Source organism: Chitinophaga qingshengii, assembly GCF_014529935.1.
Lineage (GTDB): Bacteria > Bacteroidota > Bacteroidia > Chitinophagales > Chitinophagaceae > Chitinophaga > Chitinophaga qingshengii.
The window spans coordinates 1,621,079-1,646,272 of sequence record NZ_JACVFC010000001.1 but is presented as its reverse complement, the minus strand read 5'-3'; the positions used below and the strand labels follow the sequence as shown (position 1 = coordinate 1,646,272).

The 25,194-nt window shown below is 48.5% G+C and carries 18 protein-coding genes and 1 tRNA gene; 9 read left to right on the top strand and 10 right to left on the bottom strand.

The window, feature by feature from the left end:
- Window positions 1–6: 6 nt before the first annotated feature.
- The 4 genes from ICL07_RS06110 to ICL07_RS06095 form a co-directional block, all read right to left on the bottom strand.
- Complete coding sequence (locus ICL07_RS06110; RefSeq protein WP_188087033.1) at window positions 7–2,487, bottom strand: TonB-dependent receptor; 2,481 nt, start codon at window positions 2,485–2,487, stop codon at window positions 7–9.
- 176 nt (window positions 2,488–2,663) lie between these two features.
- A complete protein-coding gene (locus ICL07_RS06105) occupies window positions 2,664–5,243 on the bottom strand; it encodes a TonB-dependent receptor (RefSeq protein WP_188087032.1) in 2,580 nt (859 codons plus the stop codon).
- A gap of 167 nt (window positions 5,244–5,410) precedes the next feature.
- Window positions 5,411–5,962, bottom strand: coding sequence for a DUF445 domain-containing protein (locus tag ICL07_RS06100; RefSeq protein WP_188087031.1), 552 nt, complete (start codon window positions 5,960–5,962; stop codon window positions 5,411–5,413).
- 120 nt (window positions 5,963–6,082) lie between these two features.
- A tRNA-His gene (locus tag ICL07_RS06095) sits at window positions 6,083–6,156 on the bottom strand.
- A 452-nt stretch (window positions 6,157–6,608) separates the two neighbouring features.
- Here ICL07_RS06095 and ICL07_RS06090 point away from each other — a divergent pair.
- Complete coding sequence (locus ICL07_RS06090; RefSeq protein WP_188087030.1) at window positions 6,609–7,814, top strand: hypothetical protein; 1,206 nt, start codon at window positions 6,609–6,611, stop codon at window positions 7,812–7,814.
- Window positions 7,815–7,874: 60 nt separating this feature from the next.
- On the opposite strand, the gene ICL07_RS06085 is transcribed toward ICL07_RS06090, so the two are convergent.
- Together ICL07_RS06085 and ICL07_RS06080 are read right to left on the bottom strand one after the other, a co-directional pair.
- Entirely contained in the window at window positions 7,875–8,306 is a 432-nt protein-coding gene (locus ICL07_RS06085; RefSeq protein WP_188087029.1) for a GNAT family N-acetyltransferase, read from the bottom strand.
- Window positions 8,303–8,764 (bottom strand): carboxymuconolactone decarboxylase family protein, encoded by a 462-nt coding sequence (locus ICL07_RS06080; RefSeq protein WP_188087028.1) that lies wholly within the window; start codon window positions 8,762–8,764, stop codon window positions 8,303–8,305. Before ICL07_RS06080 ends, ICL07_RS06085 begins: the two co-directional genes overlap by 4 nt.
- A gap of 89 nt (window positions 8,765–8,853) precedes the next feature.
- Here ICL07_RS06080 and ICL07_RS06075 point away from each other — a divergent pair, with 89 nt between their 5' ends.
- Window positions 8,854–10,320, top strand: coding sequence for an aminotransferase-like domain-containing protein (locus ICL07_RS06075; RefSeq protein ID WP_188087027.1), 1,467 nt, complete (start codon window positions 8,854–8,856; stop codon window positions 10,318–10,320).
- Between the two features lie 217 nt (window positions 10,321–10,537).
- A complete protein-coding gene (locus tag ICL07_RS06070) occupies window positions 10,538–11,080 on the top strand; it encodes a hypothetical protein (protein WP_188087026.1) in 543 nt (180 codons plus the stop codon).
- On the opposite strand, the gene ICL07_RS06065 is transcribed toward ICL07_RS06070, so the two are convergent.
- A complete protein-coding gene (locus ICL07_RS06065; protein WP_188087025.1) occupies window positions 11,077–12,180 on the bottom strand; it encodes a lipase family protein in 1,104 nt (367 codons plus the stop codon). The genes ICL07_RS06070 and ICL07_RS06065 overlap by 4 nt on opposite strands.
- 135 nt (window positions 12,181–12,315) lie before the next feature.
- Between ICL07_RS06065 and aspA the strand changes: the two genes are divergently transcribed.
- The 3 genes from aspA to ICL07_RS06050 all read left to right on the top strand — a co-directional run bounded on the left by aspA (window position 12,316) and on the right by ICL07_RS06050 (window position 16,702).
- The gene (aspA, locus tag ICL07_RS06060; protein ID WP_188087024.1) at window positions 12,316–13,722 is read left to right on the top strand and encodes an aspartate ammonia-lyase; all 1,407 of its coding nucleotides are present in this window, start codon (window positions 12,316–12,318) and stop codon (window positions 13,720–13,722) included.
- Between the two features lie 436 nt (window positions 13,723–14,158).
- A complete protein-coding gene (locus ICL07_RS06055) occupies window positions 14,159–15,499 on the top strand; it encodes an anaerobic C4-dicarboxylate transporter family protein (RefSeq protein WP_188087023.1) in 1,341 nt (446 codons plus the stop codon).
- A 39-nt stretch (window positions 15,500–15,538) separates the two neighbouring features.
- Complete coding sequence (locus ICL07_RS06050) at window positions 15,539–16,702, top strand: porin (RefSeq protein ID WP_188087022.1); 1,164 nt, start codon at window positions 15,539–15,541, stop codon at window positions 16,700–16,702.
- A 157-nt stretch (window positions 16,703–16,859) separates the two neighbouring features.
- Here ICL07_RS06050 and ICL07_RS06045 read toward each other — a convergent pair whose 3' ends face one another.
- Window positions 16,860–19,301, bottom strand: a complete 2,442-nt coding sequence (locus tag ICL07_RS06045; RefSeq protein ID WP_188087021.1) for an MG2 domain-containing protein — start codon at window positions 19,299–19,301, stop codon at window positions 16,860–16,862.
- 132 nt (window positions 19,302–19,433) lie between these two features.
- On the opposite strand from ICL07_RS06045, the gene ICL07_RS06040 reads away from it, so the two are divergent.
- On the top strand, window positions 19,434–20,666 hold the full coding sequence (locus ICL07_RS06040) for a BaiN/RdsA family NAD(P)/FAD-dependent oxidoreductase (RefSeq protein ID WP_188087020.1): 1,233 nt from the start codon (window positions 19,434–19,436) through the stop codon (window positions 20,664–20,666).
- Between the two features lie 9 nt (window positions 20,667–20,675).
- On the opposite strand, the gene ICL07_RS06035 is transcribed toward ICL07_RS06040, so the two are convergent.
- Both ICL07_RS06035 and folK read right to left on the bottom strand, forming a co-directional pair.
- Complete coding sequence (locus ICL07_RS06035; protein WP_188087019.1) at window positions 20,676–21,305, bottom strand: deoxynucleoside kinase; 630 nt, start codon at window positions 21,303–21,305, stop codon at window positions 20,676–20,678.
- Window positions 21,306–21,403: 98 nt separating this feature from the next.
- The gene (gene folK / locus ICL07_RS06030) at window positions 21,404–21,928 is read right to left on the bottom strand and encodes a 2-amino-4-hydroxy-6-hydroxymethyldihydropteridine diphosphokinase (RefSeq protein ID WP_188087018.1); all 525 of its coding nucleotides are present in this window, start codon (window positions 21,926–21,928) and stop codon (window positions 21,404–21,406) included.
- An 86-nt stretch (window positions 21,929–22,014) separates the two neighbouring features.
- Between folK and sppA the strand changes: the two genes are divergently transcribed.
- Window positions 22,015–23,766, top strand: coding sequence for a signal peptide peptidase SppA (sppA, locus tag ICL07_RS06025; RefSeq protein ID WP_188087017.1), 1,752 nt, complete (start codon window positions 22,015–22,017; stop codon window positions 23,764–23,766).
- A gap of 285 nt (window positions 23,767–24,051) precedes the next feature.
- On the top strand, window positions 24,052–25,158 hold the full coding sequence (locus ICL07_RS06020; protein WP_188087016.1) for an ABC transporter permease: 1,107 nt from the start codon (window positions 24,052–24,054) through the stop codon (window positions 25,156–25,158).
- The last annotated feature ends 36 nt before the right edge of the window (window positions 25,159–25,194 follow it).

Genomic DNA, 25,194 nt, shown 5'->3' with positions numbered 1-25,194 from the left:
TCGTCTTTACAATCTGCCGCGTTCTTTAGGTTTCTCTTCTTCCTGTGGTTTCTCCTCCTCTTCCTGTTGCTGCTGTTGTTTTTTCTTTTTAAAGAGATTCGGGTCCATTTTACCAAAACGGTACCGGATATTCAACCGAATGAAGCGGGTGGCGCGTTTGCGTTCATAATCCTGGATAAACACCGGTGTTTCGTAATGGGAACTGAACTGTTGTGTATTCAGCAGGTCAGATACATTCAATGCAATCACCAGCGCCCTGTTCCTGAGTACTTCCTTGCGTACGCCCAGGTCTATACCATTCATAGCCCGGAAAGTGCCCTGTGGTTGTATCCGGGGAGAGCGGTAATGCCCGCTCAGTTCTATACTGATACGGGAAGGTAACCGGAACTGGGTGTTGGCATTCAGGCCATAGCTGAAGTTTTCGTTCTGCAGCATCACACTGGTGAGGCGGTTATATTCCAGGTTAAGGTTGGCATTGACTTTCCACCATTTGTAAAGATTGATACTATAAGATACATTCCCGCCGATGTTCTGCTGGGTAGCCAGGTTCATCGGCCGGGTGGTGGTAACGCCGGTGATGGTGTCCAGCGTGCTGATACGGTCAATGTTGTCATTGGTTTGCGCGTAATAGGCACTGGTGCTGAAGTAGTTATTGCTCTTGGGATAATATACGGAATAACTGGTTTCAAACTTATGCGACAACGCCGGTTTCAGTTCCGGGTTACCAGTGCGGATATTCTGCGGATCGGAGTTATTGATATACGGCAGCAACTGGTCAAAGTTGGGCCGGTCTATACGGGTAGAATAGTTGAATACCAGGCTCTGGTTTTGGTTTTTAGGCATGTTGTATTTTAAGAACACGCTGGGGAAGAGGTTGAAGAACTTGTTATCTACCGTTGTGTCCCGGGTATAGGAATAGCCTTTCAGGTAAGATTGTTCTGCCCTTACGCCCACCTGGTAGCCCAGGTTGCCGATGGCATTGGCGAAGTTGAGATAACCGGCATGGATGTCTTCTTCATAATCATATTGATTGGACAGCTGGTTACTCTTCCGGAAATCTTTTATATCCCAGTTGAACAGCATTGCCGTATAGTCGTTGCCGATATGCCGGAAAGTGCTTTTCACGCCGGCTTCCAGCTTCCCTTTTTTACCCAGGGGCATGGTATAATCTGATTGCAGGTTCCAGAACCGGTTACCGTTTTTGCTGTTGTTATCCTGCCAGTTGGGGTTGGGAAGCGTATCTACGCCCGGTTTCTGGTACTGGGTACGGTATTCGCTGTTGCTGCCGGAGCGGTTGCCGCTATAGCTTACATAGGCCGTCAGCTCCTGGTTCTGTTTTTTGAACGTGTGTTTGTAATTCAGGCTGGTATTGTTGTTATAGCCGTCATTGCGACTGGTATTATGCCGTTCTCCGCTGCGGAGGGTTTGTTTTTGTTCATCGAGATAATTGAGGAAGATGTTGTCCTCGTTTTTGTTGAAGTTGTGGTTAAGGCCTTCCGCGATGGTGAAGGTATTGTGATCGTCGAGGAAATAATCGAAGCCGAAACGGCCGCCGTTATTGCCATTGCGGTTGTTGTTACGGCTGTCCTGCGAGAAAAACGTAGTGTGGCTGCTATCGGGAACGAGGTTCTGGCGGTAGCTGTAGCCGCTGCCACCGATAGATTCGTAGCGGGCGTTATAGTTACCGAAGAAGTTAAAGCGGCGCATACGCAGACTGGCATTGGCGCTGCCGTTCACTTGTCCGCGGGAAGCGGCGCCGGCGTTGAACATCACATTATAGCCGATGGCCTTATCTTTTTTCAGGACAATGTTGATAATACCGCCGCCACCTTGTGCTTCAAACTTGGCGGAAGGGTTGTTGATCACTTCCACCCGGTCAATACTTTCCGCCGGAATCATCTGCAGGGCTGTTTTAGCATCGCCGAAGGGGGAGGGTTTTCCATCTACATAAATGGTGACACTTTTACCGCGCAGGGTTACATTATCATCGATATCTACGTCTACGCTGGGAATATTTTTCAGGATGTCTGTGCCGGTACCGCCTTCTGCATTGATCATGCTGCCGGCATCAAATACCTGGCGGTCTATCTGCATGGAAAAAGCGGGTTTTTCCGCTTTGATTTCTACGGCATTCAGCACCTTACCGGCCGTTTGCAGGCGCAAAGTACCGGCAAAAGCGGGTTTGCCGGCTACCACCTTCACGGCTTTCTCCAGTTTTTCGTACCCCATAAAGGTGACACGTAATACGTAAACGCCGGGAACAACGGCATTAAAAGCGAAAGTACCTGCGGGCGTGGTATACATACCGGTGACCATAGCAGAATCGGCCTGGCGGAGTAACACGACTGACGCGTATTCCACCGGTTTATTGGTAACGGCGTCTGCTACTTTGCCGGTCATTTTTACCGGTGCGCCTTCCGGCGTTTGTGCATAGAGGTTAGGCACAACAGCAAGCAGCAGGGTCACCCCTGCGAGTAATCTTAGCATCCGTAATGTTAGCATCCTTGTCCTTTATTCTGGCTGATCTATAATAACTATAAAAATAACTGCCGGACTTCAAAATGTTGATTAAATGGGATGAATGGTTTAATCAAAAAGATAGCCGGCGGGGGCCAATGGCGCTTCCTGCCGGCTGTGGTTTTGCATTCACCTTCTTTAATCCGTTAAAAACTCTGCATGGGATCACCCATTTGCATATCGTTATTGTTTTGCGGTTTTTTCTTTTTGAACAGCGCTGCATCGAACTTGCCGAAACGGTAGGCGAAGTTGAGCTTCAGGATACGGGACTCGCGTTTGCGGATATAGTCCTGTGCAAAGGCTGGCGTAGCCTGGTTCAGCTCATATTGACGGGTATTGAAAACGTCTGACAGGCTGAGGGTCAGGGAAGCGGCTTTGTTTTTCAGGAAATCTTTCCGGATAGCCACATCTACGGTGCTGAAACCTTTGATAGTACCCTGTGAAGAAGTGGGGATCATCATAAAACCGCCACCGCCTCCGCCGCCACGGCCTCCGCCACCACCACCGGAAGAGGGCAGTGCAATGGTAGGCGCCTGGTAAGAACCACTCACCTGTAAGGTGAAGTTGGCCGGCAGCTTGGTTTCGGAATTGATTTTCGCCAACCAGCTGAAACCGCTGTTGTTGAAATTTTGTCCGTTGTTATTCACCTTCATATCTGTCTGATACAGGTTCAGGTTGGAGGTGAGGTCCCATCCTTTGATGATCTGGTTTTTTACCGTGATCTCCGCGCCATAGGAATTGCTTCTGTTGGCATTGATAAACTGCGTGAGCAGGGTATCGGCGCCTATCGGCGTGCTGATAGTGGAGATCAGGTTATTGGTATTACGGAAATAGATGCTTCCCAACAGGTTGGCTGTCCCCCAGTTTTTAACATAGGAAAACTCCAGGCTGTTGGTGTATTCCGGCTTCAGGTTGGGATTACCTTCGCGTTGGTTCTGCGGATCGCTGTAGTCGCGGTACGGAATCAGCTGGAAGAAATTAGGCCTGTTTACACGGCGGGAATAATTTAACTGCAATTCCTGGTCATGTTTCAGTTTTTGTGAGAGGTATACGCTCGGGAAGAAGCCGGGCACCGCTTTGGTAGGTTTGTATTGTACTCCTTTGTTTTCTCCGGCATACACATATTGTTCTACACGCAAACCCGCCTGATAGCCAAAGTTGCCCATAGTATTGGAGAAATTGGCATAACCGGCATAAATTTCTTCGTTGTATTTGTAGGCGGTAGACAGCTGTGAGTTGGGTACGAGGTGACCATTGGTGGTATCCCTGTCGAATACCTGGTAGTCGCTGGTATAATTGCGCAGCGTGACTTTAGCGCCGGCTTCCAGTTTACCGTTTTTGCCTACCGGGTTGGTATAATCTGTTTGAATAGTGATAAACGTCGTTTTACCGGCGGTGGTATTATTCTGGTACATCGCCTGTCCGAGATTTTCTTTCTGCGGGTTCATGGCTTGTGTGATATAGTCACCGTTGCGGTTGTTGGAACTCCTGTTGTAGTTCAGATCGGCAGACCACTCCTTGTTGGGTTTAGCGTAGGTATGTTTGAACCCCAGTGCGGTAGTGTAGTTGCGGAAGCTGAAGTTATTGTTGTTTAAGCGGTCACTCAGCCCGGTAACGTTACGGTTACCGTTGGAAAACGTACTGAGGAGATCTTCATTGTTTTTGAAATCGCCTGCTACGATGTTTTGTGACAGGGAGATGGAGTTGCGGTTATCGATCTGGTAATCGGCGCCGAAGCGGCCGAACTGGAACAGCGGTTTGCTGGTGCTGTTGCTGTTTTGCAACAGGAAGCTGGTATCCGCTACGCCGGCGCTTTTATAGTTGCTGCGGGAAGTGGTGCCTTCGCCCCAGCTTCTGTTGGCGTTGATGTTGTAGTTGGCAAACACATTGAATTTACCCTGACGAACGTTGATGTTACCGCCGGCGTTGTATTTGTTGCCGGTACCGATACCTGCCTGTACAGAGCCGTTGAAGCCTGCTTTCCGGTTTTTCTTCAACACGATGTTGAGAATACCGGACATGCCTTCTGCATCGTAACGTGCAGAGGGGTTGGTTACCAGTTCGATACTTTCGATCGCATCAGCGGGAATCTGATCGAGTGTGAGGGTAGAAGGTTTACCATCTACAAAAATATTAGGGGCCGCATTGCGTACGCTGACGTTGCCGTCCAGGTCCACATTGACGGAGGGTATATTTTTTAATACATCGGTAGCCGTACCGCCTACACTGGTAAGGTTGCGGTCCACGTTGAACACCTTTTTATCGATGCCCATGGTGAAGGCGCTTTTCTGGCCGGTTACTTCCACGCCCTGCAGGTTTTTTACGTTGGGCTGCATTTTGATGTTGCCCAGGTCCTGTTCCGTGGTTTGTGGCGTGATGCTTATTTTTTTCTGCAGGGTGGTATAGCCCATGAAGTTGATGCGGACAATAAAAGGGCCGAAAGGGAGGCTTTCCAGGTTAAACTCACCGTTGTTTTTGGTGAGCATGCCTGTCACCACCGAAGAGTCGCGTTGCCGTAGCAGGGCTACAGAAGCGTAGGGTATGGGTTTTCCGGTGGAGGCGTCTATCAGTTTACCATAGAGCCGGCCTATCTGTGGCATATCGGGGCGTGTTTTCCCGCCTTGTCCTTGCTGCGCTGCCGCCGGTCTCCCGCTGCCGGGAGCCTGGGCAAATGACTGTACCTGCCACATTAAAATGCCGGCGAGTACCAGGTAGCGTTTTTTCATCCTGCTGTTTTTTATCCGCACTGTTTGTCAGATTTCAGCAAATGTATCGGTGGTCTGTGGTGAATGGTCGGATATTGTGATGAGTGGAATTATACGCGCAGGAAATCACCAAAAAGACCGCTAAAAGGTCTTAACAGTAGTTAACAGAGCTACCCGGTTAACAGTAATTAACAGAATATGAGTATCACTATTGCCGCAATGCCGCTGACAAAACCGGTGAAAGCGCCTAACAGTTTGAATTGACTGATTTCCTTGTGCAGGAACTGCTGACTGATTTTTTGCAGTTCATCGGCAGAGATACCGGCTATTTTATCGGCTACTATTTTTTCGATGTTCAGATCTTTTTCCACGTTGTCGAGGTATTGACTGATCATCACCGGAAAAAGGGTATCCAGTTCAGCTACCAGGTGTGATTTAATCTGGTTAACGATACTGTCGCCGATGAACATGGAGAGTACCGGCATGGCTTTCGGGAGTTTTTCGCGGAGGAAAGTATCCAGGTGTGCTTCTACCAGCGGAATAATATTTTTTATTTTTTCCGGATCTGTTAGTTTGGATTTGATGGTGCTGAAGGAAAGCTGTTGACCGGCAAATGCGCCCAGTTGTTTGGCCAGGGCCTGTTGGCGGGCAGGTAATATTTTTTTGAAAAGCAGTTGAACTGCCAGGTAGTGAATGAATGTACCCAGCAGAGCGGTTATAATGGGAAGCAGATAAATCATCAGTAATGAATATTATTTACAATGTTGCGAAGATAATCTGACTGGCTGAATTTTCTGATTGAAAAACAGATTTATATAAAACGAAAAAAGGCTTCCGTGAAGAAGCCTTTTTCATTTTCGGGTGGATGAGGGGTCTCGAACCCCCGACCCTCAGAACCACAATCTGATGCTCTAACCAACTGAGCTACAACCACCGTTTTGTCCCTTCCAGCGTGTGTTATTTCGTTGTTGGGAGTGCAAAGATAACACAAAGCTTTTTTAATTTCCAAATACTTTTTTAAAATTTTTTTCAGAAAGTTATATATCACGAAAAAATAGGGAGTGAAATGATAATCATTGCGGTACGTTTTACAGCCATCATGCTTGTTATTATATACTAATGTAATCCGCGCCAGAAGGCGTTTTGAGGCTTTGTACACTGCATGAAAATAGCTATCTTTGCACACTTCCCATTATAATTCCCTTTTTACTAAGTTATTGAAATTCAGTAGGATCATTGGTCAATGGCCTCACAGAACACCTGATTTCAGGCCGTTCTCTGACCATAGGGGTGTGGTATGTTAGCCTGAAAGAGAAAAAATGACAATTCCCCTGAAAACAGGCCTTTTTAGAGATAAGTAGTTTAATAATTAATTGTATATATATTATGGATCAGCTTAAACTGAAGTTACAGGAGTACTATCAGCGTTACCAGCAAATGGAGCACAAGGTAAAACCTGGCAAATCGGAACCTGCGAAGGAGGATGTGCTGGACCTGGAAAACGATATTCTCATGCAGTTTGGATTACCGACATCCCGCCGCTTTGTACAAATTCTGCACGATTTTGTACATCACAGCCAGATGAACGACCAGCTGCTGGACTATGTAAGTAAAAAACTGCGGTCAGCAGCACGCAAGTACCTGCTGGCGCCTGTTATGTCTGACGTGGAAATGCTGGAGCAGGCGCGTGAGCAGAAACGCAGCCCGTACGACGTATTGCCTGAACTGGGCTACCCGGCACAGGAATACGCCCTCTTCCTGGTAGGCGAGTTATATTATCGCCGTAATATGGCTGCCACCGATATCCTGGAGGAACTGAAAAAAATGCAGCACTACCACAGCTGGAATGATCTGGCCGTGTTAAGCAAAATGAACAATTACTCTTCGCACGAGTTATATACCAAGTTGAAAAAACATGAGCTGCGCTTCATCGATGATTATTTCCAGCACAGCCGTCGCCAGGAAACAGCCCGGCTGGTCAACAAACGGCCTACGCCGGCTGAGGAAGGCTACAAACCGGATTATAAGACCATCACCAAGGTGCAGGTGGAAGACATCATCTTTGATGAAAACACCACCCCCAGCCTTTTCGGTAAAATCAAAAGTGGCCGCGGTTATACCCGTATCACCATCGGACTGGAATTTTCCGAACTGAACCAGATACTGATGAGCAGCGATGAAATGGGCGTTGAAATCAGCAATCTCATCAAAAAGAGGCTGGCCAACCCTTCTGCAGAAAAACCAACGGTGATTGATATACGCGCAGAATTTGGTGATGTTTTAAAGCTGGATAATTGTTATCTTGAGGTATATAAACCACAGCACCGCGATGGTAATAAATGGGTGGAAGACAAAGACAACTTCTACTTCGTGGATAAAATACTGTCTAAAAAAGAATATGAGAAACGCACCAAAGAAGCAGAGGTGCAACGCAAGATACAGGAATGCCTGGAGCTCATCGGCGGTTCTTACGTCTATTATCAGCGGTTACGCCGCCTGGGTATCACCGACGATGAGGCTAAACTGAGAGCAGGCCTTCAGGATGAACTATTGTTCAAGCTATCATTTTTCCTGAACAAGGTAAAGGAATAGTTTTTTTGTTGTGATGTTTTTAAGCAGCGAAGCTACCGTGCTTCGCTGCTTTTTTTATGCTTATACTTTTTGTGTGAAATGATGGGCAGAGATGTAAAATCCCTGTTCATGATACAAACGATGGGCAGGCCATAAGCCATGACCCGAATCCAGTTGAACGATGGAAAGCCCTTCCAGCAGCGCTATCTCCCGGATATGATACAACAACAGGCTGGCGTATCCCTGCGCACGGCAGGACGGGTGAGTGGCCAGATCATCTATATAAATAAAACGCCCGCTGTGCAGGTTGTGTTTGTGGCGGTAACCGGCAATGGCGGCCACAGTGGCCGGATCTTCATCGGTTGTCAGATACAGGAGATGATACCCTTCCTGCTGCATTTCCTTTATCTGAGGCAACAGGTTCTCTGGTGCAATATGTGGCCGGAGGACAAGGATCACTTCGGCGCATGCCATTATTTCGGCATCGGTGGTGGCTATTTTTACCGTTCTCATTCTACAGGTGTTGGATGATGCTGGCCCGGTATCCGGTGGGTAGCGATACCAATACGGTTCCAGGCGTTGATACAAATGATATGCATAAGCAGCTGGGCGGTGGTTTCCAATCCGAAACAGGCCAGCGCTTTGTTGTAAGTGCCGGCGGTGAGTCCCTGCTGACTGATAAAGGTTACTTCTTCTGTCATCGCCAGGATAATTCTTTCTTCTTCGGTGAATTGTGGCGATTCCCGCCAGGCGCTGAGCAACAACAGGCGTTGTTCGGTTTCTCCCAGTTTACGGGCATCGGCCGCATGTTTGTCGAGGCAATAGGCACAGCCATTCAGCTGGGAAGCCCTTACTTTTATCATTTCACGATGCAGCGGGGAGATATTGGTGGTAGTAGTGTACTTGTCCATGGCTACCATGGTTTTGAATGCTTCCGGCTGCACTTCCTGCATAAAAAATCTTTCTTTCATGACGATTGTTTTTTGCATAATTGGTGTTGTAAAATTAGCTTTGTCTGGACGCTTCCAATAGTCCAGATTTAAATCGATTAGTAGTCCAGATGCTGCCATATAAAACATTGATCACGATCGACCGGGATGCCCGGCTACCGGTGTACCAGCAGATCGCCAACCGTTTTGCCGGCCTGATAAGAGAAGGTGTATTGAAGCCGGGATTGTTACTGCCCGGTAGTCGCGTACTGGCGTTACAGTTAGGTCTGCACCGGAAAACAGTGGTAGCAGCCTATGATGAGCTGGTAAGCCAGGACTGGGCTACCGCCATTCCCCGCAAAGGCGTGATGGTAGCCACTAATTTACCGGATATCAAACCCCGCTCTTTTCAATCACCGGTGTCACCTTACGGTAACGGACCTACGTTTTCGTTCGGCAGCGTTCCTTTTGTCAATATTGCCCGCCATGATTCGGCCAAAGCCGGCCTGCTGATTATCAACGATGGTTTTGCCGATATGCGGGAAGCGCCGCTGGAAGCGTGGATGAAGGAGAGCCGTGCTATTATCCGGCGGCCCCGTTATCATCAGCTGCTTACATATGGTTCGGCTATGGGTAGTATGCGGCTGCGACAGGAACTGGTGCGTTATCTGACCGGTACCAGAGGACTGACGCTCTCGCTCGATAACGTGATGACCACGCGCGGTGCGCAGATGGCCATCTATCTCACTGCCGCCATGCTGATAAAAAAAGGGGATTACGTCATTGTAGGAAGTCCCGATTATTTTTTCGCGGACCTGTGTTTTGAGCAGCTGGGCGCCCGTCTGCTGCGGGTGCCGGTAGATGCTGACGGTATTGATGTAGAAGCGGTAGGACAGCTTTGCCGTACGCATAAAGTACGCATGCTGTATGTGATACCACATCATCATCACCCTACCACCGTTACACTCAGCGCGGAGCGCAGGATGCGGTTACTGGACATCATCCGTACGCATCGCCTGGCAGTGCTGGAAGATGATTACGACTACGATTATCATTACAGTTCAGCGCCCATATTACCGTTGGCAAGTGGCGACCATGGCGGTAACGTGATCTATATCGGCTCATTTACAAAACTACTGGGACTGTCTATCCGCAGCGGTTTCATCGTAGCGCCGGCTGCATTCCTGGAACAGGTGTCGCGGCTGCGCAAACTGATGGACCTGCAAGGGGATAACCTCTCGGAAGAAACACTGGCGGCATTATTGGCGGATGGCACGATAGACCGGCATCTGAAGAAATCGCATAAGCTATATCATGAACGGCGGGACCAGCTCACGCAGTTATTACAGGCCCGGCTGCATAACAGGGTACAGTTCACCGAGCCTGCCGGTGGCATGGCCACCTGGGTCAGTTTCCGGAAAAAGTACCCGCTGAAACAGGTCGCTGTCAGCGCTGCGGCTATGGGGTTAAGTATGAGCAACGGTTCGCAGTATAGTCATGGTACCAAAGGGGTTAATGCCATTCGTTTTGGATTTGCTTCGTTGAATAACCGGGAACTGGCGAAAGCGGTGGGTATCCTGGAAAAGGTGCTCGCGTAGTTCTCGCAAAGCGCGCAAAGGAGCAAAGAGCGCAAAGATTTTTGTTAAGTTTATTAAGAAAGCAAAGGAGCGAGGACCAACAGTTGATCTTCGCTCCTTTGCTTTCTTAATAATCGCTCCAATGATCTTTGCTCCTTTGCGCGCTTTGCGAGAAACCAGGGGTACTATTGGTTCCTTTATCCGAAAGTAGTAAGTTTGATATCTAAATTATCAGCACATGGAAGAACTGACACTGGGCGTGGGATCAAGGGTACAACACGCGCATTTTGGTCCGGGCGTGATTGTAGGCGTTAAGTATGCGCAATACCGCGTTACGTTTATGGACCATGGTATCAAAATGGTTGACAAGACAGATCCGCTGTTTGAAGTGTTGGTGGCAGAAAACCAGACGCCTGAAGTGGAAACGGCTTCCGACCTGGAAACATCCTTATTGAAAATTCTTCGTTTATGGGGTGGCGTTACAGAGGTGGTGCCGCTGGGTGACCGCTGGAGGAACGGTACACTCATCCTGCAACCGGGCGATGCCGCACTGAAACCCAAGGAGCTGCCCATTGATACTTTCTTTCACAAAATAGTAATGTTGCGCGACCGGCTGCGTGTACTGGAACAAAATATCAACAGCCATAAGGTGCTGACCGATGAGGAGAAAGTCAATATGCAACAATATATCACCCGTATTTACGGTTCTCTCACTACGTTTAACGTATTGTTCAGGGATAAGGAACACTGGTTTACCGGGGAAAAATCGGGCAACGATTAAGGTTTGCTCTCCGGATAAATATGTTCAAGCAACCATCGATAGGCATTGATAGAGTGGTTGATGAAAATATTTTTACCATCGAAATGGAATTTTTCCTCGTATCCTTTGATGGGATATAGGATTACCGGCGTACCTGCCGGGGTATAATTGTGACTGTTGACAAATACAGGCCGGTTATACTCCGGCAGTACTTTTTTTACGCGGCTATGTACCATTTTACCCAATACCCGCTGGAAACGGCGGCTGGCCTTTCTGGTTGGCCTGTTAAGCCGTCCGTACATATAGGAAAGTGCCACCCGGGCCGGAAGTTTCTGTTTCCGGAAAGCCTTTTTAATATTGGTGAAAGGGTTGGTGGTATTAAAATCGGTGGGTGTTTGAATAGAAAAGGGCACTTCCGGTACCCAGTCGGCGCCATTCACTACCCGTAGTCCCCAGCCATCGCGGGTAATGTAATCATAGTCGTAGGCATAGAAGAGATTACCTGGTTTAGGCGCTGCACTGCAATAGGTTTTAAACGTGATGTCTTTGGGCATGCCGTCGAGGTATTGCAGGTAGGAACGGAGCAGAAATGCGATAGCGCCGCCCTGGCTGTGGCCGAAAACGACAAAGTCGTGTATGCCTTCCTGGTAGTACCGTTTGATTTGTTGCACAATATCGGGAGCCATGGCTGCCAGTCCCAGCAGCCAACCGGCATGTACAAACGCCTTGTCGTCTTCCGCCAGTTTATACGTAAAGGTGGTACTGTCATTGAGTTGCAGGGTACCTTTGGCGCTGATCATACCGGCGTAGAAATTTTCCATCCACGAGGTGGCGGTACCGTTAGTACCCCTGATAGAGATCATCGCGATTCCCCGGGAACGGTTCACCCACAGGTCCCAGCGGTTTTTCAGGCCTGTTTCCGGGGAACGGTATACCAGGCGGTAATCGCGGGGAGCGTTGGCATTGCTTTGTTCAAGGGTGGTATCCCGTTGAAGGGAGCTAAGTGCCAGCATTTCATGGTATTCGCGGGGATTAAAATGTGGACTCAGGTGTTGGGCAAAGAGGACATTTTCCGTGAAAAATAAAAATAGAAAAGAAACCAGTGAAATGCGGAACATCATGAGAATTTACGAATTGCCAATTATGATTTACGAATAGAACAACAGTGTAAAGAAAAATCTTTAGATGAAACTACAACAATTATGAGTATTATGTTGTTTTAAAAGCGTTTAACTTCCCGCCCTAAATTAAATTTTATGTCCAAGAGAATAGAACACGATTTCCTGGGGGAGAAAGAAATACCGCAGGATGTGTATTATGGTATTCAGACCCTGCGCGCACTGGAGAACTTTCATATTACGGGTATTCCGTTGAAAGTGGAACCCCTGTTTGTAAAGAGCCTGGGTTATGTGAAAAAGGCGGCGGCCATGGCTAACCGCGATCTTGGTGTGCTGGACAAAAATATAGCCGAATACATTATCAAAGCCAGTGACCGCGTCATCAGCGGGGAGTTTGACAATCAGTTCCTGAGTGATCTGATACAAGGTGGTGCCGGTACTTCCGTGAATATGAATGCCAATGAGGTGATTGCTAATGTGGCATTGGAGATGATGGGCAAACAGAAAGGGGAGTACGAATTTTGTCACCCTAATAACCATGTGAACTGCTCTCAGTCCACCAACGACGCTTATCCTACTGCATTTCGTATAGCCCTGATTTTAAAACTCACTGTTTATAAAGAAGAGCTGGGTAAACTGGCGGATGCTTTTGATATAAAAGGAAAAGAATTCCATGACGTGCTGAAGATGGGCCGCACCCAATTGCAGGATGCCGTACCGATGAGCCTGGGTGATGAATTCCATGCTTTTGCCATCAACCTGAAAGAAGAGCTCTCCAGGGTAGACAGCAGCAAACGCCTGATTGCCGAAATCAATATGGGCGCCACCGCTATCGGTACCCGTGTGAATGCACCTGAAGGATATGCGGAGCTGGTGACCCAGTACCTGTGTGAAGTTACCGGTCTGGACCTGAAGCTGGCAGAGAACCTGATTGAAGCCACCAATGATACCGGTGCTTATGTGCAGTTGTCCGGTGTGCTGAAACGTACAGCCGTGAAGGTTTCCAAGATCTGTAATGATCTGCGGTTGTTATCTTCAGGCCCACGTGCAGGTCTCAACGAAATTAACCTGCCGCCGATGCAACCGGGATCTTCCATTATGCCTGGTAAAGTAAATCCGGTGATTCCCGAAGTGGTGAACCAGACCGCTTATTATGTGATTGGCGCCGACCTCACCGTAACAATGGCCGCCGAGTCTGGTCAGTTGCAACTGAATGTGATGGAGCCGGTGATATCTTTCGCGTTGTTTACCGCTATTACCTATATGGGCAATGCCTGTCGCACATTGCGGGAGAAATGTGTCCTGGGTATTACCGCCAATGCGGAACATACCAAACAGATGGTGATGAACAGCATCGGTATTGTAACGCAGCTGAATCCCATCCTGGGATATGAGAAGTCTGCCGCTATTGCCCGTGAGGCATTGGAAACCGGTAAGTCCGTACATGATATTGTGGTGAAGGAAAAGAAGCTGATCACGCAGGATAAATGGGATGAGATTTATACGTTTGATAATATGATCAGGCCGCAGTTCATCAACCGGTAACTGTGATGGCCATGATTCCCTGGGCTGATGATTTCGCTGATTTGCGAAGCGTAGTGGGGAGATGGTAGCGGATATTATTTTGCGGATGTTTGTGATTTTTTGATGACATACGCGAATAATAATAAAGGAAGATGTTTTAAGTATGTTGAACGGCTGGTATTGGCCGTTCAACATATAGATAGATAAACGAAATAACCAGAAGGCTAAGACTCCAATAGTTTAAATATCACCAATAGCCAGATAGTCATCAATAGGTAAATAGGTAAATAACCAAATAACCAGATAACCAGATAACCAAATATTCAATGATAACGCCCCCCGGAGCGTATGGAAGTGAGTGCTATGAACCCTGTTCTCCTTTTGTGAAATAGGGTACAGTTATATGTTATAATATTATATCGATATTGATTATCTTCAGCAGCACATCTTGTTTTATATGATCTGGTTAGAGTTCGCAATATTACTCGCCGCTATCCTGGTGGGAGCCCGTATGAAAGGTATTGGCCTGGGCGTAATGGGCATGGTAGCGCTGGCAGTGTATATTTTCCTGTTCCGTATGCGGCCGGCCGATCCGCCGATAGATGTGATGCTGATTATCCTGGCGGTGGTGACTACCGCTGCCACCTTGCAGGCGGCAGGCGGTATGGATTACCTGGTGCGGTTGGCCGAAAAAATATTGCGGAGTAAACCTTCCCTGATTGTTTTACTGGGGCCACTGGTGACGTATTTTTTCACCTTGTTTGCGGGTACGGCGCATATCACTTATTCGTTGCTGCCGATTATTGCGGAAGTATCTACCAAGAAAAAAATAAGACCGGAGCGGGCATTGAGTATTTCCGTGATCGCTGCGCACCTGGCTATTACGGCCAGTCCTATTTCCGCCGCTACGGCGGCATTACTCACTATCCTGAGTGGAAAAGTGGAGTTGCTGGACATCCTGCGGATATGTATTCCGGCTACCATCATTGGTACGCTGGCAGGGGTAGTGGTATGCTGGAAGAAAGGCAGGGAGCTGGACAAAGACCCGGTATTCCTGGAAAAGATGAAAGACCCGGAATTTGCCGCCAGTATAGAAACGGATGTACAGGAAGCGAAGGCGCCGTTGTTACCGGGAGCTAAAGTATCGGTGCTGATTTTCGGTCTGGCGGTATTGCTGATTGTGCTGGTAGGCGCTTTCCCGAACATGCTGCCTTCTTTTGGCGAAGGGAAAAGTAATATGGCAGTGGATGCGACCGGGCATATTAAAATGGCGGCGGTGATAGAACTGGTGATGCTGGCCGCAGCAGCTGCTATCATGTTGTTTTGCCGTACTACGGCTGCAGCGGTAGCCAAAGCGAGTTTGTTTAACTCCGGTGCGCAGGCGGTGGTATCTATCTTCGGGGTAGTGTGGATGAGCGCCACTTTCATGCAAACCAATACCGGCGTTATTGAGAGTACCTTGGGCAATATGGTCCGGGCAGCACCCTGGACATTTGCTATTGCCTTGTTCATACTGAGTATTTTGCTTTTCAGCCAGGCTGCCACTACCAAGGCACTGATGCCGCTGGGCTTGTCCCTGGGCATTCTGCCGGCCCATATGGTAGCCATGTTTCCGGCTGTAAACGGGGATTTTGTTCTGCCAGGTTATCCTACCCTGCTGGCGGCCATCAACTTTGACCGCACCGGCAGTACCCATATCGGGAAGTACCTGGTCAACCACAGCTTTATGATTCCCGGGATTGTCAGTGTAGCCGTATCCGTTGCCGCCGGGTTCTTTCTGGCAGGCATCCTGTTATAGACGACCATATTTTTTCTTTAACTCCCAAACTTAACCTTTATGCATATCCGCAATTGGCTGGTAGCCTGCATGATGTTGTTTCCGCTTGCTGCAACAGCACAGCACCAGGAATCGAAGAAAGATACGCTCTATAAACCACTCATTCCTATCAGTAAGGCGCCCCTGTTAAACAATGTGGACATCATCGCCAATATGCGTTATGCTTTCCGCAATGAATTTGATAAAGGCACTTACACCGGCTCCCGCTTTGTGAATGAACAATTTCGCCTGGAAATCAAAGGGAAAGTGCTCGATAAACTCTATTTCCGCTTCCGCGACCGCTATACCCGCAACCCGGAAACCCAGTCGGTAGATAATCTCAGTCGCTCTACCGACCTGGCCTACCTGCGGTTTGATCCCAGTGAACACTGGAAGATATATGCCGGTAAACTCTGTGCGGACTGGGGCGGGGTAGAATTTGACGATAACCCCATCCAGATCTATGAATATTCTGATATCATCGAAAACTCGGATAACTTCCTTTCCGGCGCCGGTGTGGGATACCTGCCCAATCATAACCATGAGTTCACCTTCCAGCTGCTTAATAGCCGTACGAAAACGTTCAAGGAACTGTACGATTCCATCCCCGGTATCAACGAAAGCAAGTTCCCTTTTGCTGCCGTTATCAACTGGCGCGGCAGGCTGTTCGACGGTAAGGTAACCACCATCTGGTCCTACAGTATATTTAAGGAAGCCACCCATCAATACATGAACTATTTTGCGTTTGGTAACTCCCTGATACTACGCAATTTTAAACTGGACTACGACTTCAAACTCAGCCTGGAAAACCTGGACCGCAAATTCCTTGTCTCCAACTGGATACCGGGCATGAAAGCGGCACAAGGTGTTACCTATATGAGCCACTGGCTCCGGGCCGATGTACGCCTGAGCAAGATTGTACACCTGACCGGCACCGGCTTCGTAGACTTTGCCTATTGGGATGGTAACCCCGATCCCAATAAGAACAAAAAACTCCGCACCGCCTGGGGATATATACCAGCCATTGAAGTGTATCCATTTGATAAATATGATCTGAAGGTGTTTCTGAATATGGTAGGCAGAATATACCGGTATACCGGTTATGCACAAACGAAATTTGGATTGGTGAACGACGATACGTACAGGGTTTCTGTTGGGGTTATAACGCCGTTGCTGGTGCTGTAATTTTCTCGCAAAGGCGCAAAGCAGCAAAGGCGCAAAGATGACATAAGCTGGCAAAGAAAACAAAGGAGCGAAGATCAAATGCTGATCTTCGCTCCTTTGCTTCTAAATATTCACTTCAATAATCTTTGCTCCTTTGCTGCTTTGCGCCTCTGCGAGACTAGAACTCCTGTTCCAGCTTTCCTACCGTTCCTTCGTCGGTAATACCCTGTACCACTACACGGAAACGTTTGGAGAAGTCGTTGTTATAGAACTCTACTTTAGCCGTATGGGTGAGTGTATCTATCGCTACGTTCGGGTTCCAGTAGAGGGTCATGCGTTTGTCGGGGAGGGCGTGTACTTCTTTTTTCACGGAGTAGTCCGGTGAGTAGAACGTTTTCACGATAGCATAACCTGCTTTTTTGTACAGCTGGAAACCTTTGATAGACGGATCGTTGGCAGGAGGGTTGTCACCACCTTTTTTGGTATATACCGCGATCGCACCATTGGCGCCGCCGAAGCCGCCCATAAATGGCGGACGGAAAACCTTGATCAACGCTACATCGTTGATGGATAAGGTGCTCAGCATGCTGATATCGGTCTGCATTTCGTTGAGATACAAACCGGGTTTACCACCACGCCAGGAGAGGCTGGGGTTACTGAGATCACCGGTGATCTGTAAACCGGCCACTTTGGACTGGAGGTACTGGAAGATATTGTACGCAGTCGGATTTTCCTTGGTGAGGTCAAACGAGTAACCATCGCCGCCGGCGAACATGCCGGAGGCATAACGTTTCTCCGTTGTTTCTTCCGGTTTGATTTTTTTCGCGTTGACATTTACTTCCTGCAGGTATACCGTTTTGTTATTGATAGCGCGGTTTACTTTGTTGCTTTCGGCGGCGGTAGCGAGGAACAGTTTCAGGGAGTTATTGTCTATTGCTGGTGGTATGCGCAACGGATACGGTATTTTCACCTGGGTGGCGCGGTCAAAGAAGTGGATGTCGAATTTCACGTTCACATCTTTGCTTTTTTTAGCGTCGCTGCCCTGGTAGTATATATACGCAGTATCAGGAAATACCATGTTTGCAATGTTGAATTCTCCTTTTTCATCGATCGGAGCGGAGGCGAACATAGAGGAGCTGTCAACCGGTAATTTGATGATCATATCCAGTTTACCGCCTACGATGGGGCGTCCGTTCACGCCGGTGGTAACCCCTTTCACCGTAACGCCCTGTTCATAAGGGTAGCGGATGTCGGGGAATTCATTTTTAGCGATTTTTTCCCAGCTAAACCTGCGCCATCCGTTGGTCATCATCACCAGGTCGAGAGCCTGGAGGGTAGCAGGGTTGGTGTCTTTAAAATACCAGTTTGGATTGTATACATATCCTTTGATATCGGAAGTCAGCAACAGGGTGGATACGATATCGGCGGCGTTTTTATCCGCCGGTACGGCATCCGCATCGGTAACGGCCACGGAGATATTGGATTGCAGCGTATCCGGGAGGCGCAGCACGAACGTGCTTTTTTTGCGGGGCTCGCGGGCTACATCAGACTCCAGTACATCCATGTCCATACGGTCGTTGTTACGTACAAAGGCCAGTCTTTCTGCCAGCGGGAGGCCATTGCGGCCGAACAGGCTAATCTGCAGGATACCGCTGGGCAGTTTGTCAGCCGGAATAAAGCCACTGATACGGCCTTCCGATACATCGAGGTTGGCCTTGTATACCAATTGCTGTCCCATCTGGGCAATGATGACCAGTTTGTTGGTGGCGGTATCGCCCATATTGGCGGGAACGGCCTGATAGAAGATACGGGCGCCTTTATTGAATACTTTCAGGGAGGCGCCGGTAGTCAGGGCTGCCGGCAGGGTGAAGGTTTTAGTTTGTCCTTTAGCGCTTTTCACGACTGCCTCGTAGGTGTCGGTACCATTGGCCGGGGTGACTTCAAAAGTACCCATCCCGTCGTGTGTAGATTTGATAGCGGCATTTTTAGGATCTTTTACCGTACCGGTTACCTCTATAGGATAACCGTTGTTGTCGATCGCTTTGAAAGCCACGGTATTAGGCTGACCGGCTATCAGGTTACCGCCTTCGGGGAAGAACTGCACCGAGAAGTCGGTAGCGGTGCTGTCGGCAGCCGGGCCTTTTTTCGCCGGGTCAAATATTTCGATGGTACGGGAATACGTGAAGGCCGGGTCGAAATTTAGCATCCAGGCGGTGTAAGCTCTGAGCTGATATACGCCGGGTTTCTGGGTTTCCGGGAGTTCAAAATTACCGGGTGCGCCGGCATTAAAAACGGCGAACAGTTTCTTTTGTACGATGTTGTTATTCTTGTCCAGCAGCTCCACATACAGGTTAGTGGCTTGTGTGGAGGGTAATCCCTGGAGGGTGACATATCCTTTGAACCAGATGGTTTCGCCGGCGGCATAGTAGTCTTTGTCCAGATGCAGGAATACCTTTTCCTGCGGGAACCGGGTGTTATATTGTTGCAGAGCCTGAACCAGATGATCTGACCAGTCGGCTGGTGGTGGCATTACAGCCACGGCGCCCATAACTCCGGCCAGCAGGGTAGCGGGGATCATCCACTTCAGGTGGCGTCTCTTTTTGGTGTTGTGCACTTGCATGAACTTTATTTTGAGCCGAAATAATGGATATAATAATAGGACAAAAATATAAACTTCGGAAAGAATAAACGGTAAGATTACGGCAGGTTTGTTATTATTGCGTGATCAAGCTTTGGTTTTAACAAGATTTTAATGAGTTCAATCGGGAAAAGATTAGTGGTGGCCGGCGGCGGTGCAGCCGGTTTTTTTTGTGCGGTCAATGCAGCCCGTTTATGCCCTTCGTTGGAGGTGGTGCTGCTGGAGAAGACCGGTAAGCTGTTATCCAAAGTGAAGGTGAGCGGAGGCGGCAGGTGCAACGTTACACACAACGCGCCGGATATTACGTATATGACTAAACGTTATCCCCGCGGGCAACATTTTGTGCGGAAAGCCTTCTCCCGCTTTTTTGTGACGGATACCATTGCCTGGTATGCGGAACGGGGCGTGAAACTCAAAGCAGAAGCCGATGGCCGGATGTTTCCGGTAACAGACGATTCCCAGACGATCATCGATTGTTTGTTGCGGGAAGCAGATAAATACCATGTAAAAGTAGAAACCAACCGGGAAGTAACGGCGCTGGAAAAAAGTGCAGATGGGCGCTGGCAACTGCAATTGCAGGATGGCCGTACATTGGCGGCCGATTATGTATGTGTTGCTGCCGGTGGATATGCACAAGCCGGTAAATTTGGCTGGCTGGAAAAAACAGGACATACCATTGTTCCACCTGCTCCATCGTTGTTTACGTTCAATATGCCGGGTAATCCCATCACCGCTTTGATGGGCGTTGCTACCACGGCGCATATAAAAATTGCCGGTACCAAACTGCAGGAGCAAGGACCTGTACTCATCACCCATTGGGGCATGAGTGGCCCGGCGGTACTGCGTTTATCCGCCTGGGGCGCCAGAGAGCTGCAATCGCTGCAATACACCTTTACCGCAGTGATCAACTGGTTACCCGACTACAACGAAAACACCCTCCGGGAGGAATGGCCGGTGCTACGGCAAGACCTCGGCAAACAGAAAATACATCATAAAAATCCATTTGGATTGCCACAACGCCTATGGCAGTTTTTACTTCAACAGGCAGATATCCCCGAAGAGATGCGCTGGGCCGATGTTCCGGCTAAAGAGCAGAACCGCTTTATTAAAATGCTGGTCAGCCTGGAATGTCCTGTAAAAGGTAAAACCACTTTCAAAGAAGAGTTCGTTACCTGCGGAGGCATCACCCTCAGTGAAATAGAGCCTTCCACTATGGAAAGCCGGCTGGTGCCCAACCTGTTCTTCGCCGGTGAAGTGATGGACGTAGACGGCATTACCGGCGGTTTCAACTTCCAGCACGCCTGGACGAGCGGGTTTACTGCAGCGACCGCGATAGCCAGCCGATAATCATCTTTATCAGAGTTTAAGGTAATGGGTTCCCGGCTCATACTCCTCTTCCAGTGCTTTCAGCAGATTTTCAAAATCCCCGGGCTGCCGCAGGAAATCCACTTTGGTCGTATCAATCACGAGAGTACGAACGGGGTGTTGTTTGATATACTGCATGTATGTATCGTGTACGTCGAGCAGGTATTCGTCCGGGATTTGTTGTTCGTAGGAGCGGTTCCGGTGGCGGATGTTTTCCTGCAGTTTGGTCACAGGGGCGTTGAGGAATATCAGCAGTTCAGGTTGCACCAGCTGAGGATTGATGATATCAAAGAGTTTCTGGTAAAGGGAATATTCTTCTTCAGGCAGGTTGATTTTGGCAAACAGCAGGCTTTTGATGAAAAGATAATCGGAGATCACGATATCGGAGAACAGGTCCTGTGTTTGCAGCATGTCTTTCAGCTGCTTATATCTTTCCGCCATGAAGAATAGTTCCAGGGGAAAGGCGTATTGTTGCGGGCGTTCATAAAAAAGCGGCAGGAAAGGATTATCGGCAAACTCTTCGAGGATCAGTTTAGCGGAAAAATGTTTGGCCAGCATATTGGCCAGTGTGGTTTTACCCGCGCCGATATTTCCTTCTATGGTAATAAATTTGTAGTGCATGGATTCGTTTTTTGCTCGCAAAGCTTGTAAAGTGAGCTAAGCAGCAAAGATATAGAATAGATTCGCACACGTAAAGCGTAAGGTGTATGGAGATGAGCTTAATCGTTTTCTTTGCTCCTTTGCTCTCTTTCCAGGCTTTGCGTGCCGAGTTTAACCGCCGGCAGGGTGTCCGGGCATTCCTGTTGCAGCTGCTGCACTGTTTTATGCAGTATAGGGTGCTGGTAACCGGGCACTATTTCAGTGAGCGGTATCAGTACAAACTGGCGCAGGTGCATCCGGGGATGTGGCAATTTCAGTTCAGGGAGGGATATGATCTCATCGTTAAAGAAGATCAGGTCTATATCGATGACCCTGGCGCCCCATTTCTCCTGCCGGATACGGCCAATACGGCGTTCTATGTCCAGCAGTGTATGCAACAGCGTTAGTGCGTCCATACTGGTCTGTATTTCGATGCCCTGGTTGAGATAGTCCGGCTGATCTACGGCCCCCCAGGGTGCTGTCTGGTATAAAGCGGAGGTTTTTATTACCGCTCCGGCTGCCGCAGCGATGTGCTCCACTGCTTTTTGCAGGTTGGCGACACGGTCGCCCAGGTTGCCACCTATAAGTAATATTGCTGTATTCATGTATATTCTGAAGCCCAAAAGTAGCCATATTCCGTATTTTTGAAAAAATGTATCTTTCCATTTCCCTTTCATTTTAACTAAAACGTATGCGTTTCTTTAAAACTTTCCTTGCAGCCCTTCTGGCCTTCATCGTTTTTGCGGGCCTTTGTTTTGTGGTGCTGCTGATAATTATCGGGAAGGCTATTTCCTCCGAGCCTGTAACGATTTCCCCCAATGGCGTACTGGTATTACAAACCAGTCAGACGTTTAATGAACAGAAAGTTGTCAACCCCCTGGCGTCTTTTATGAAAGATGAAGCGTCGGAGATCCCCGGTTTGTTTCAGGCAGTACGGCTGATACAACATGCTGCTACGGACGACAATATCAAAGGCATTTATCTGAAAGTAGATGGTAATGGCAACGGTTTCGCGGGAAATGAGGAGCTGCGCAATGCCATCCTGCGTTTCCGGAAGTCCGGTAAGTTTGTGTATGCTTATGGAGAAGTAATGACCCAACAGGCTTATTACCTGGCCAGCGCGGCCGATAAGGTATACCTGAATCCCAAAGGCGGTATCGATTTCGCCGGCTTTTCCTCCCAGCTGATGTTTTTAAAAGGTACCCTGGAGAAACTGGAGATACAACCGGAAATTTTCTATTGCGGTAAATTCAAAAGCGCTACCGAACCCCTCCGCGAATCGCAGATGACAGACGCTAATCGCGTACAGACCAATGAGTTCCTGGGACAGTTATATGGTAACTACCTCACCGGTATCGCCCAGGCCCGCAAGCTGGATACCGCCACCCTGCATGGTTATGCCAATGAAAACCTGATCCGGGAAGCCCCGGACGCGTTGAAATACAAGCTGGTAGATGGTCTTAAATACGACGATGAAGTGGTGTCTGAACTGAAAAGCCAGACCGGCGTGAAAGCTGACGAGGATGTTAATTTCGTTTCCCTGCTGAAATACAATAGCGCCACGAGCCTGAGCAATGGTACCAGCGACAATAAAATCGCGGTGATTTATGCGCAGGGAGATATTATTGGTGGCGAAACCGACAAACAAAATGTCATTGCCAGTGAAAATTACATTCGTGATATCCGCAAGGCAAGAGAAGATAAAAAAGTGAAAGCGATCCTGTTCCGTGTGAACTCCGGTGGCGGTAGTGCACTGGCATCTGAAGTGATCTGGCGGGAGCTGTCACTGGCGAAGAAGGTGAAGCCCGTGGTAGTGTCTATGGGCGATTATGCCGCCTCCGGCGGATATTATATCTCCTGCATGGCGGATAGCATTTTTGCGCAACCGAACACGCTGACCGGTTCCATCGGGGTATTCGGTATCATGTTCAATATGCAGAACTTCTTCAAAAATAAGCTGGGCGTTACCTTCGATGGCGTGAAAACAGCGCCTTATGCCGACCTGGGTACGCTCTCCCGTCCGTTGAACGATGTGGAGAAACGTTTTATCCAGAGTGGGGTAGACAGCATCTATGCTTCCTTTAAATCCAGGGTGGTAGCCGGCCGTAAGCTGGATGCCGCTGTGGTGGACAGTATCGCGCAGGGCCGCGTATGGAGTGGCACCGATGCGCTGCGCCTGGGACTGGTAGACCGGATCGGTGGCTTAAACGAAGCCCTTGCCTGCGCTGCCCGCCTGGCCAAGGTGTCAGAATATAGAATGGTGGAGTACCCCGAGGTGAAAGATAAACTGTCCCGTTTACTGAAAAATGTGAGCGGAGAAGTACAGGAAAGTATGGTGAAGAAGGAGATGGGTGTGAACTACGATCTGTACCAGCAGGTAAAAGCTATCCAGCAGATGCCGGGTGATGTACAGGCCAGACTGCCTTTCAACTACCGCTTTTAGCAGATAGAAATTTTAATAGGGAAGGGTGTATCAGGCTTGATACACCCTTTTTTATTGATATTAAAATCTACTTAAAAATCGGGGGATCATCTCCCGAAAAATCATCTTTCCCAGGCAAAATCATCAAAAAATCATCAAAAAAGGGTGAAAAAAGCGGAAAAACGAACAAAAAATGCAGGAAAACCACCTTTTTCCCGGTAGCTAGTGACTGTTACATGCGAAAAATCGCTACAGGCGTTGATTTTTTGAGTAGTTTTACGCGATTTTTTAACAAATGAGACTCAGATGAACGGAGTGAAGTACAGCCAATGGAGGGCCATGCTGGCTATAACAAAAGGAAGTTTAAGAGGTATTTTCAGAAGCCCTTCGGCGGTAGTTTTTAGTCTGGGGTTCCCGCTTGTATTCATTCTCGTGTTTGGATTTATTGGTAGCGGCAGTGTATCCGTGAAAGTAGGAGTGGACAGGCATACAGATATCAACAACCGTTTTTATGAAGGCCTGTCGAAGGTGAAAACGCTGAAGCTGGTGACCGATCAGCCGGCGGCTGAAATGGAAGATGACCTGAAAAAAGGCCGTATTGTTGCCATTCTAAACATTGTTCCCCGGCAGGGAACGGATAGCCTGCCTCATTTCCAGGTAAATATCAAAACTTCAACTGCTTCCGATGTCAATAAGAAAGCGATTTTGATGTCTGTATTGAAGGAAGTGACCACCAAGATAGATGATCATATTTACCCCCGTCCTTCTGTAGCCACTTTTACCACAGAAGAGATCCCCGGGCGTATATTTAAAACCATTGACTTCATTTTGCCCGGTCAGCTGGGCTTTGCGCTGATGAGCGCCGCCGTGTTCGGTACTGCGTTCCTTTTTTATAGTTTAAGACAGACACTTGTATTAAAACGTTTTTTCGCTACCCCGATCAAACGCACCTATATTGTACTGGCAGAGGCCTGTAGCCGTATGATTTTCCAGCTGATCAGTTCTGTGGTGATTATTGGCCTGGGGCATTTTGCCTTTGGCTTTACCCTGGTACATGGCTGGGTTACCTTCCTGGAGATGCTGGTACTGTCTGTATTTGGGCTGTTGGTGTTTATGGGCTTCGGTTTTGTGGTGAGCAGCATCGCTAAAAATGAAAGCACTATTCCGCCGCTGGCCAATATTGTGACTTTACCGCAGTTTCTGCTGGCAGGAACCTTTTTCCCGATTGATTCTTTCCCTGGCTGGCTGCAACCTGTCTGTAAGGTGATGCCGCTGACCTATCTCATTGACGCCCTGCGTAAAGTGGCGTTTGAAGGGCAACATCTGTGGCATGTAGGCTGGGATATCGCTATTTTAACCCTCTGGGGCGTGGTGGTATATGCCGTGGCGGTGAAAGTATTCCGTTGGGAGTAGCTGGGTTTTTTTATTAGCTTTGGTTTACCTAAAATC

Coding starts and splice junctions, on each gene's coding strand:
- ICL07_RS06110 (WP_188087033.1), bottom strand. CDS start 2,487: ATGCTAAGATTACTCGCAGGGGTGACCCTGCTGCTTGCTGTTGTGCCT.
- ICL07_RS06105 (WP_188087032.1), bottom strand. CDS start 5,243: ATGAAAAAACGCTACCTGGTACTCGCCGGCATTTTAATGTGGCAGGTA.
- ICL07_RS06100 (WP_188087031.1), bottom strand. CDS start 5,962: ATGATTTATCTGCTTCCCATTATAACCGCTCTGCTGGGTACATTCATT.
- ICL07_RS06090 (WP_188087030.1), top strand. CDS start 6,609: ATGGATCAGCTTAAACTGAAGTTACAGGAGTACTATCAGCGTTACCAG.
- ICL07_RS06085 (WP_188087029.1), bottom strand. CDS start 8,306: ATGAGAACGGTAAAAATAGCCACCACCGATGCCGAAATAATGGCATGC.
- ICL07_RS06080 (WP_188087028.1), bottom strand. CDS start 8,764: ATGAAAGAAAGATTTTTTATGCAGGAAGTGCAGCCGGAAGCATTCAAA.
- ICL07_RS06075 (WP_188087027.1), top strand. CDS start 8,854: ATGCTGCCATATAAAACATTGATCACGATCGACCGGGATGCCCGGCTA.
- ICL07_RS06070 (WP_188087026.1), top strand. CDS start 10,538: ATGGAAGAACTGACACTGGGCGTGGGATCAAGGGTACAACACGCGCAT.
- ICL07_RS06065 (WP_188087025.1), bottom strand. CDS start 12,180: ATGATGTTCCGCATTTCACTGGTTTCTTTTCTATTTTTATTTTTCACG.
- aspA (WP_188087024.1), top strand. CDS start 12,316: ATGTCCAAGAGAATAGAACACGATTTCCTGGGGGAGAAAGAAATACCG.
- ICL07_RS06055 (WP_188087023.1), top strand. CDS start 14,159: ATGATCTGGTTAGAGTTCGCAATATTACTCGCCGCTATCCTGGTGGGA.
- ICL07_RS06050 (WP_188087022.1), top strand. CDS start 15,539: ATGCATATCCGCAATTGGCTGGTAGCCTGCATGATGTTGTTTCCGCTT.
- ICL07_RS06045 (WP_188087021.1), bottom strand. CDS start 19,301: ATGCAAGTGCACAACACCAAAAAGAGACGCCACCTGAAGTGGATGATC.
- ICL07_RS06040 (WP_188087020.1), top strand. CDS start 19,434: ATGAGTTCAATCGGGAAAAGATTAGTGGTGGCCGGCGGCGGTGCAGCC.
- ICL07_RS06035 (WP_188087019.1), bottom strand. CDS start 21,305: ATGCACTACAAATTTATTACCATAGAAGGAAATATCGGCGCGGGTAAA.
- folK (WP_188087018.1), bottom strand. CDS start 21,928: ATGAATACAGCAATATTACTTATAGGTGGCAACCTGGGCGACCGTGTC.
- sppA (WP_188087017.1), top strand. CDS start 22,015: ATGCGTTTCTTTAAAACTTTCCTTGCAGCCCTTCTGGCCTTCATCGTT.
- ICL07_RS06020 (WP_188087016.1), top strand. CDS start 24,052: ATGAACGGAGTGAAGTACAGCCAATGGAGGGCCATGCTGGCTATAACA.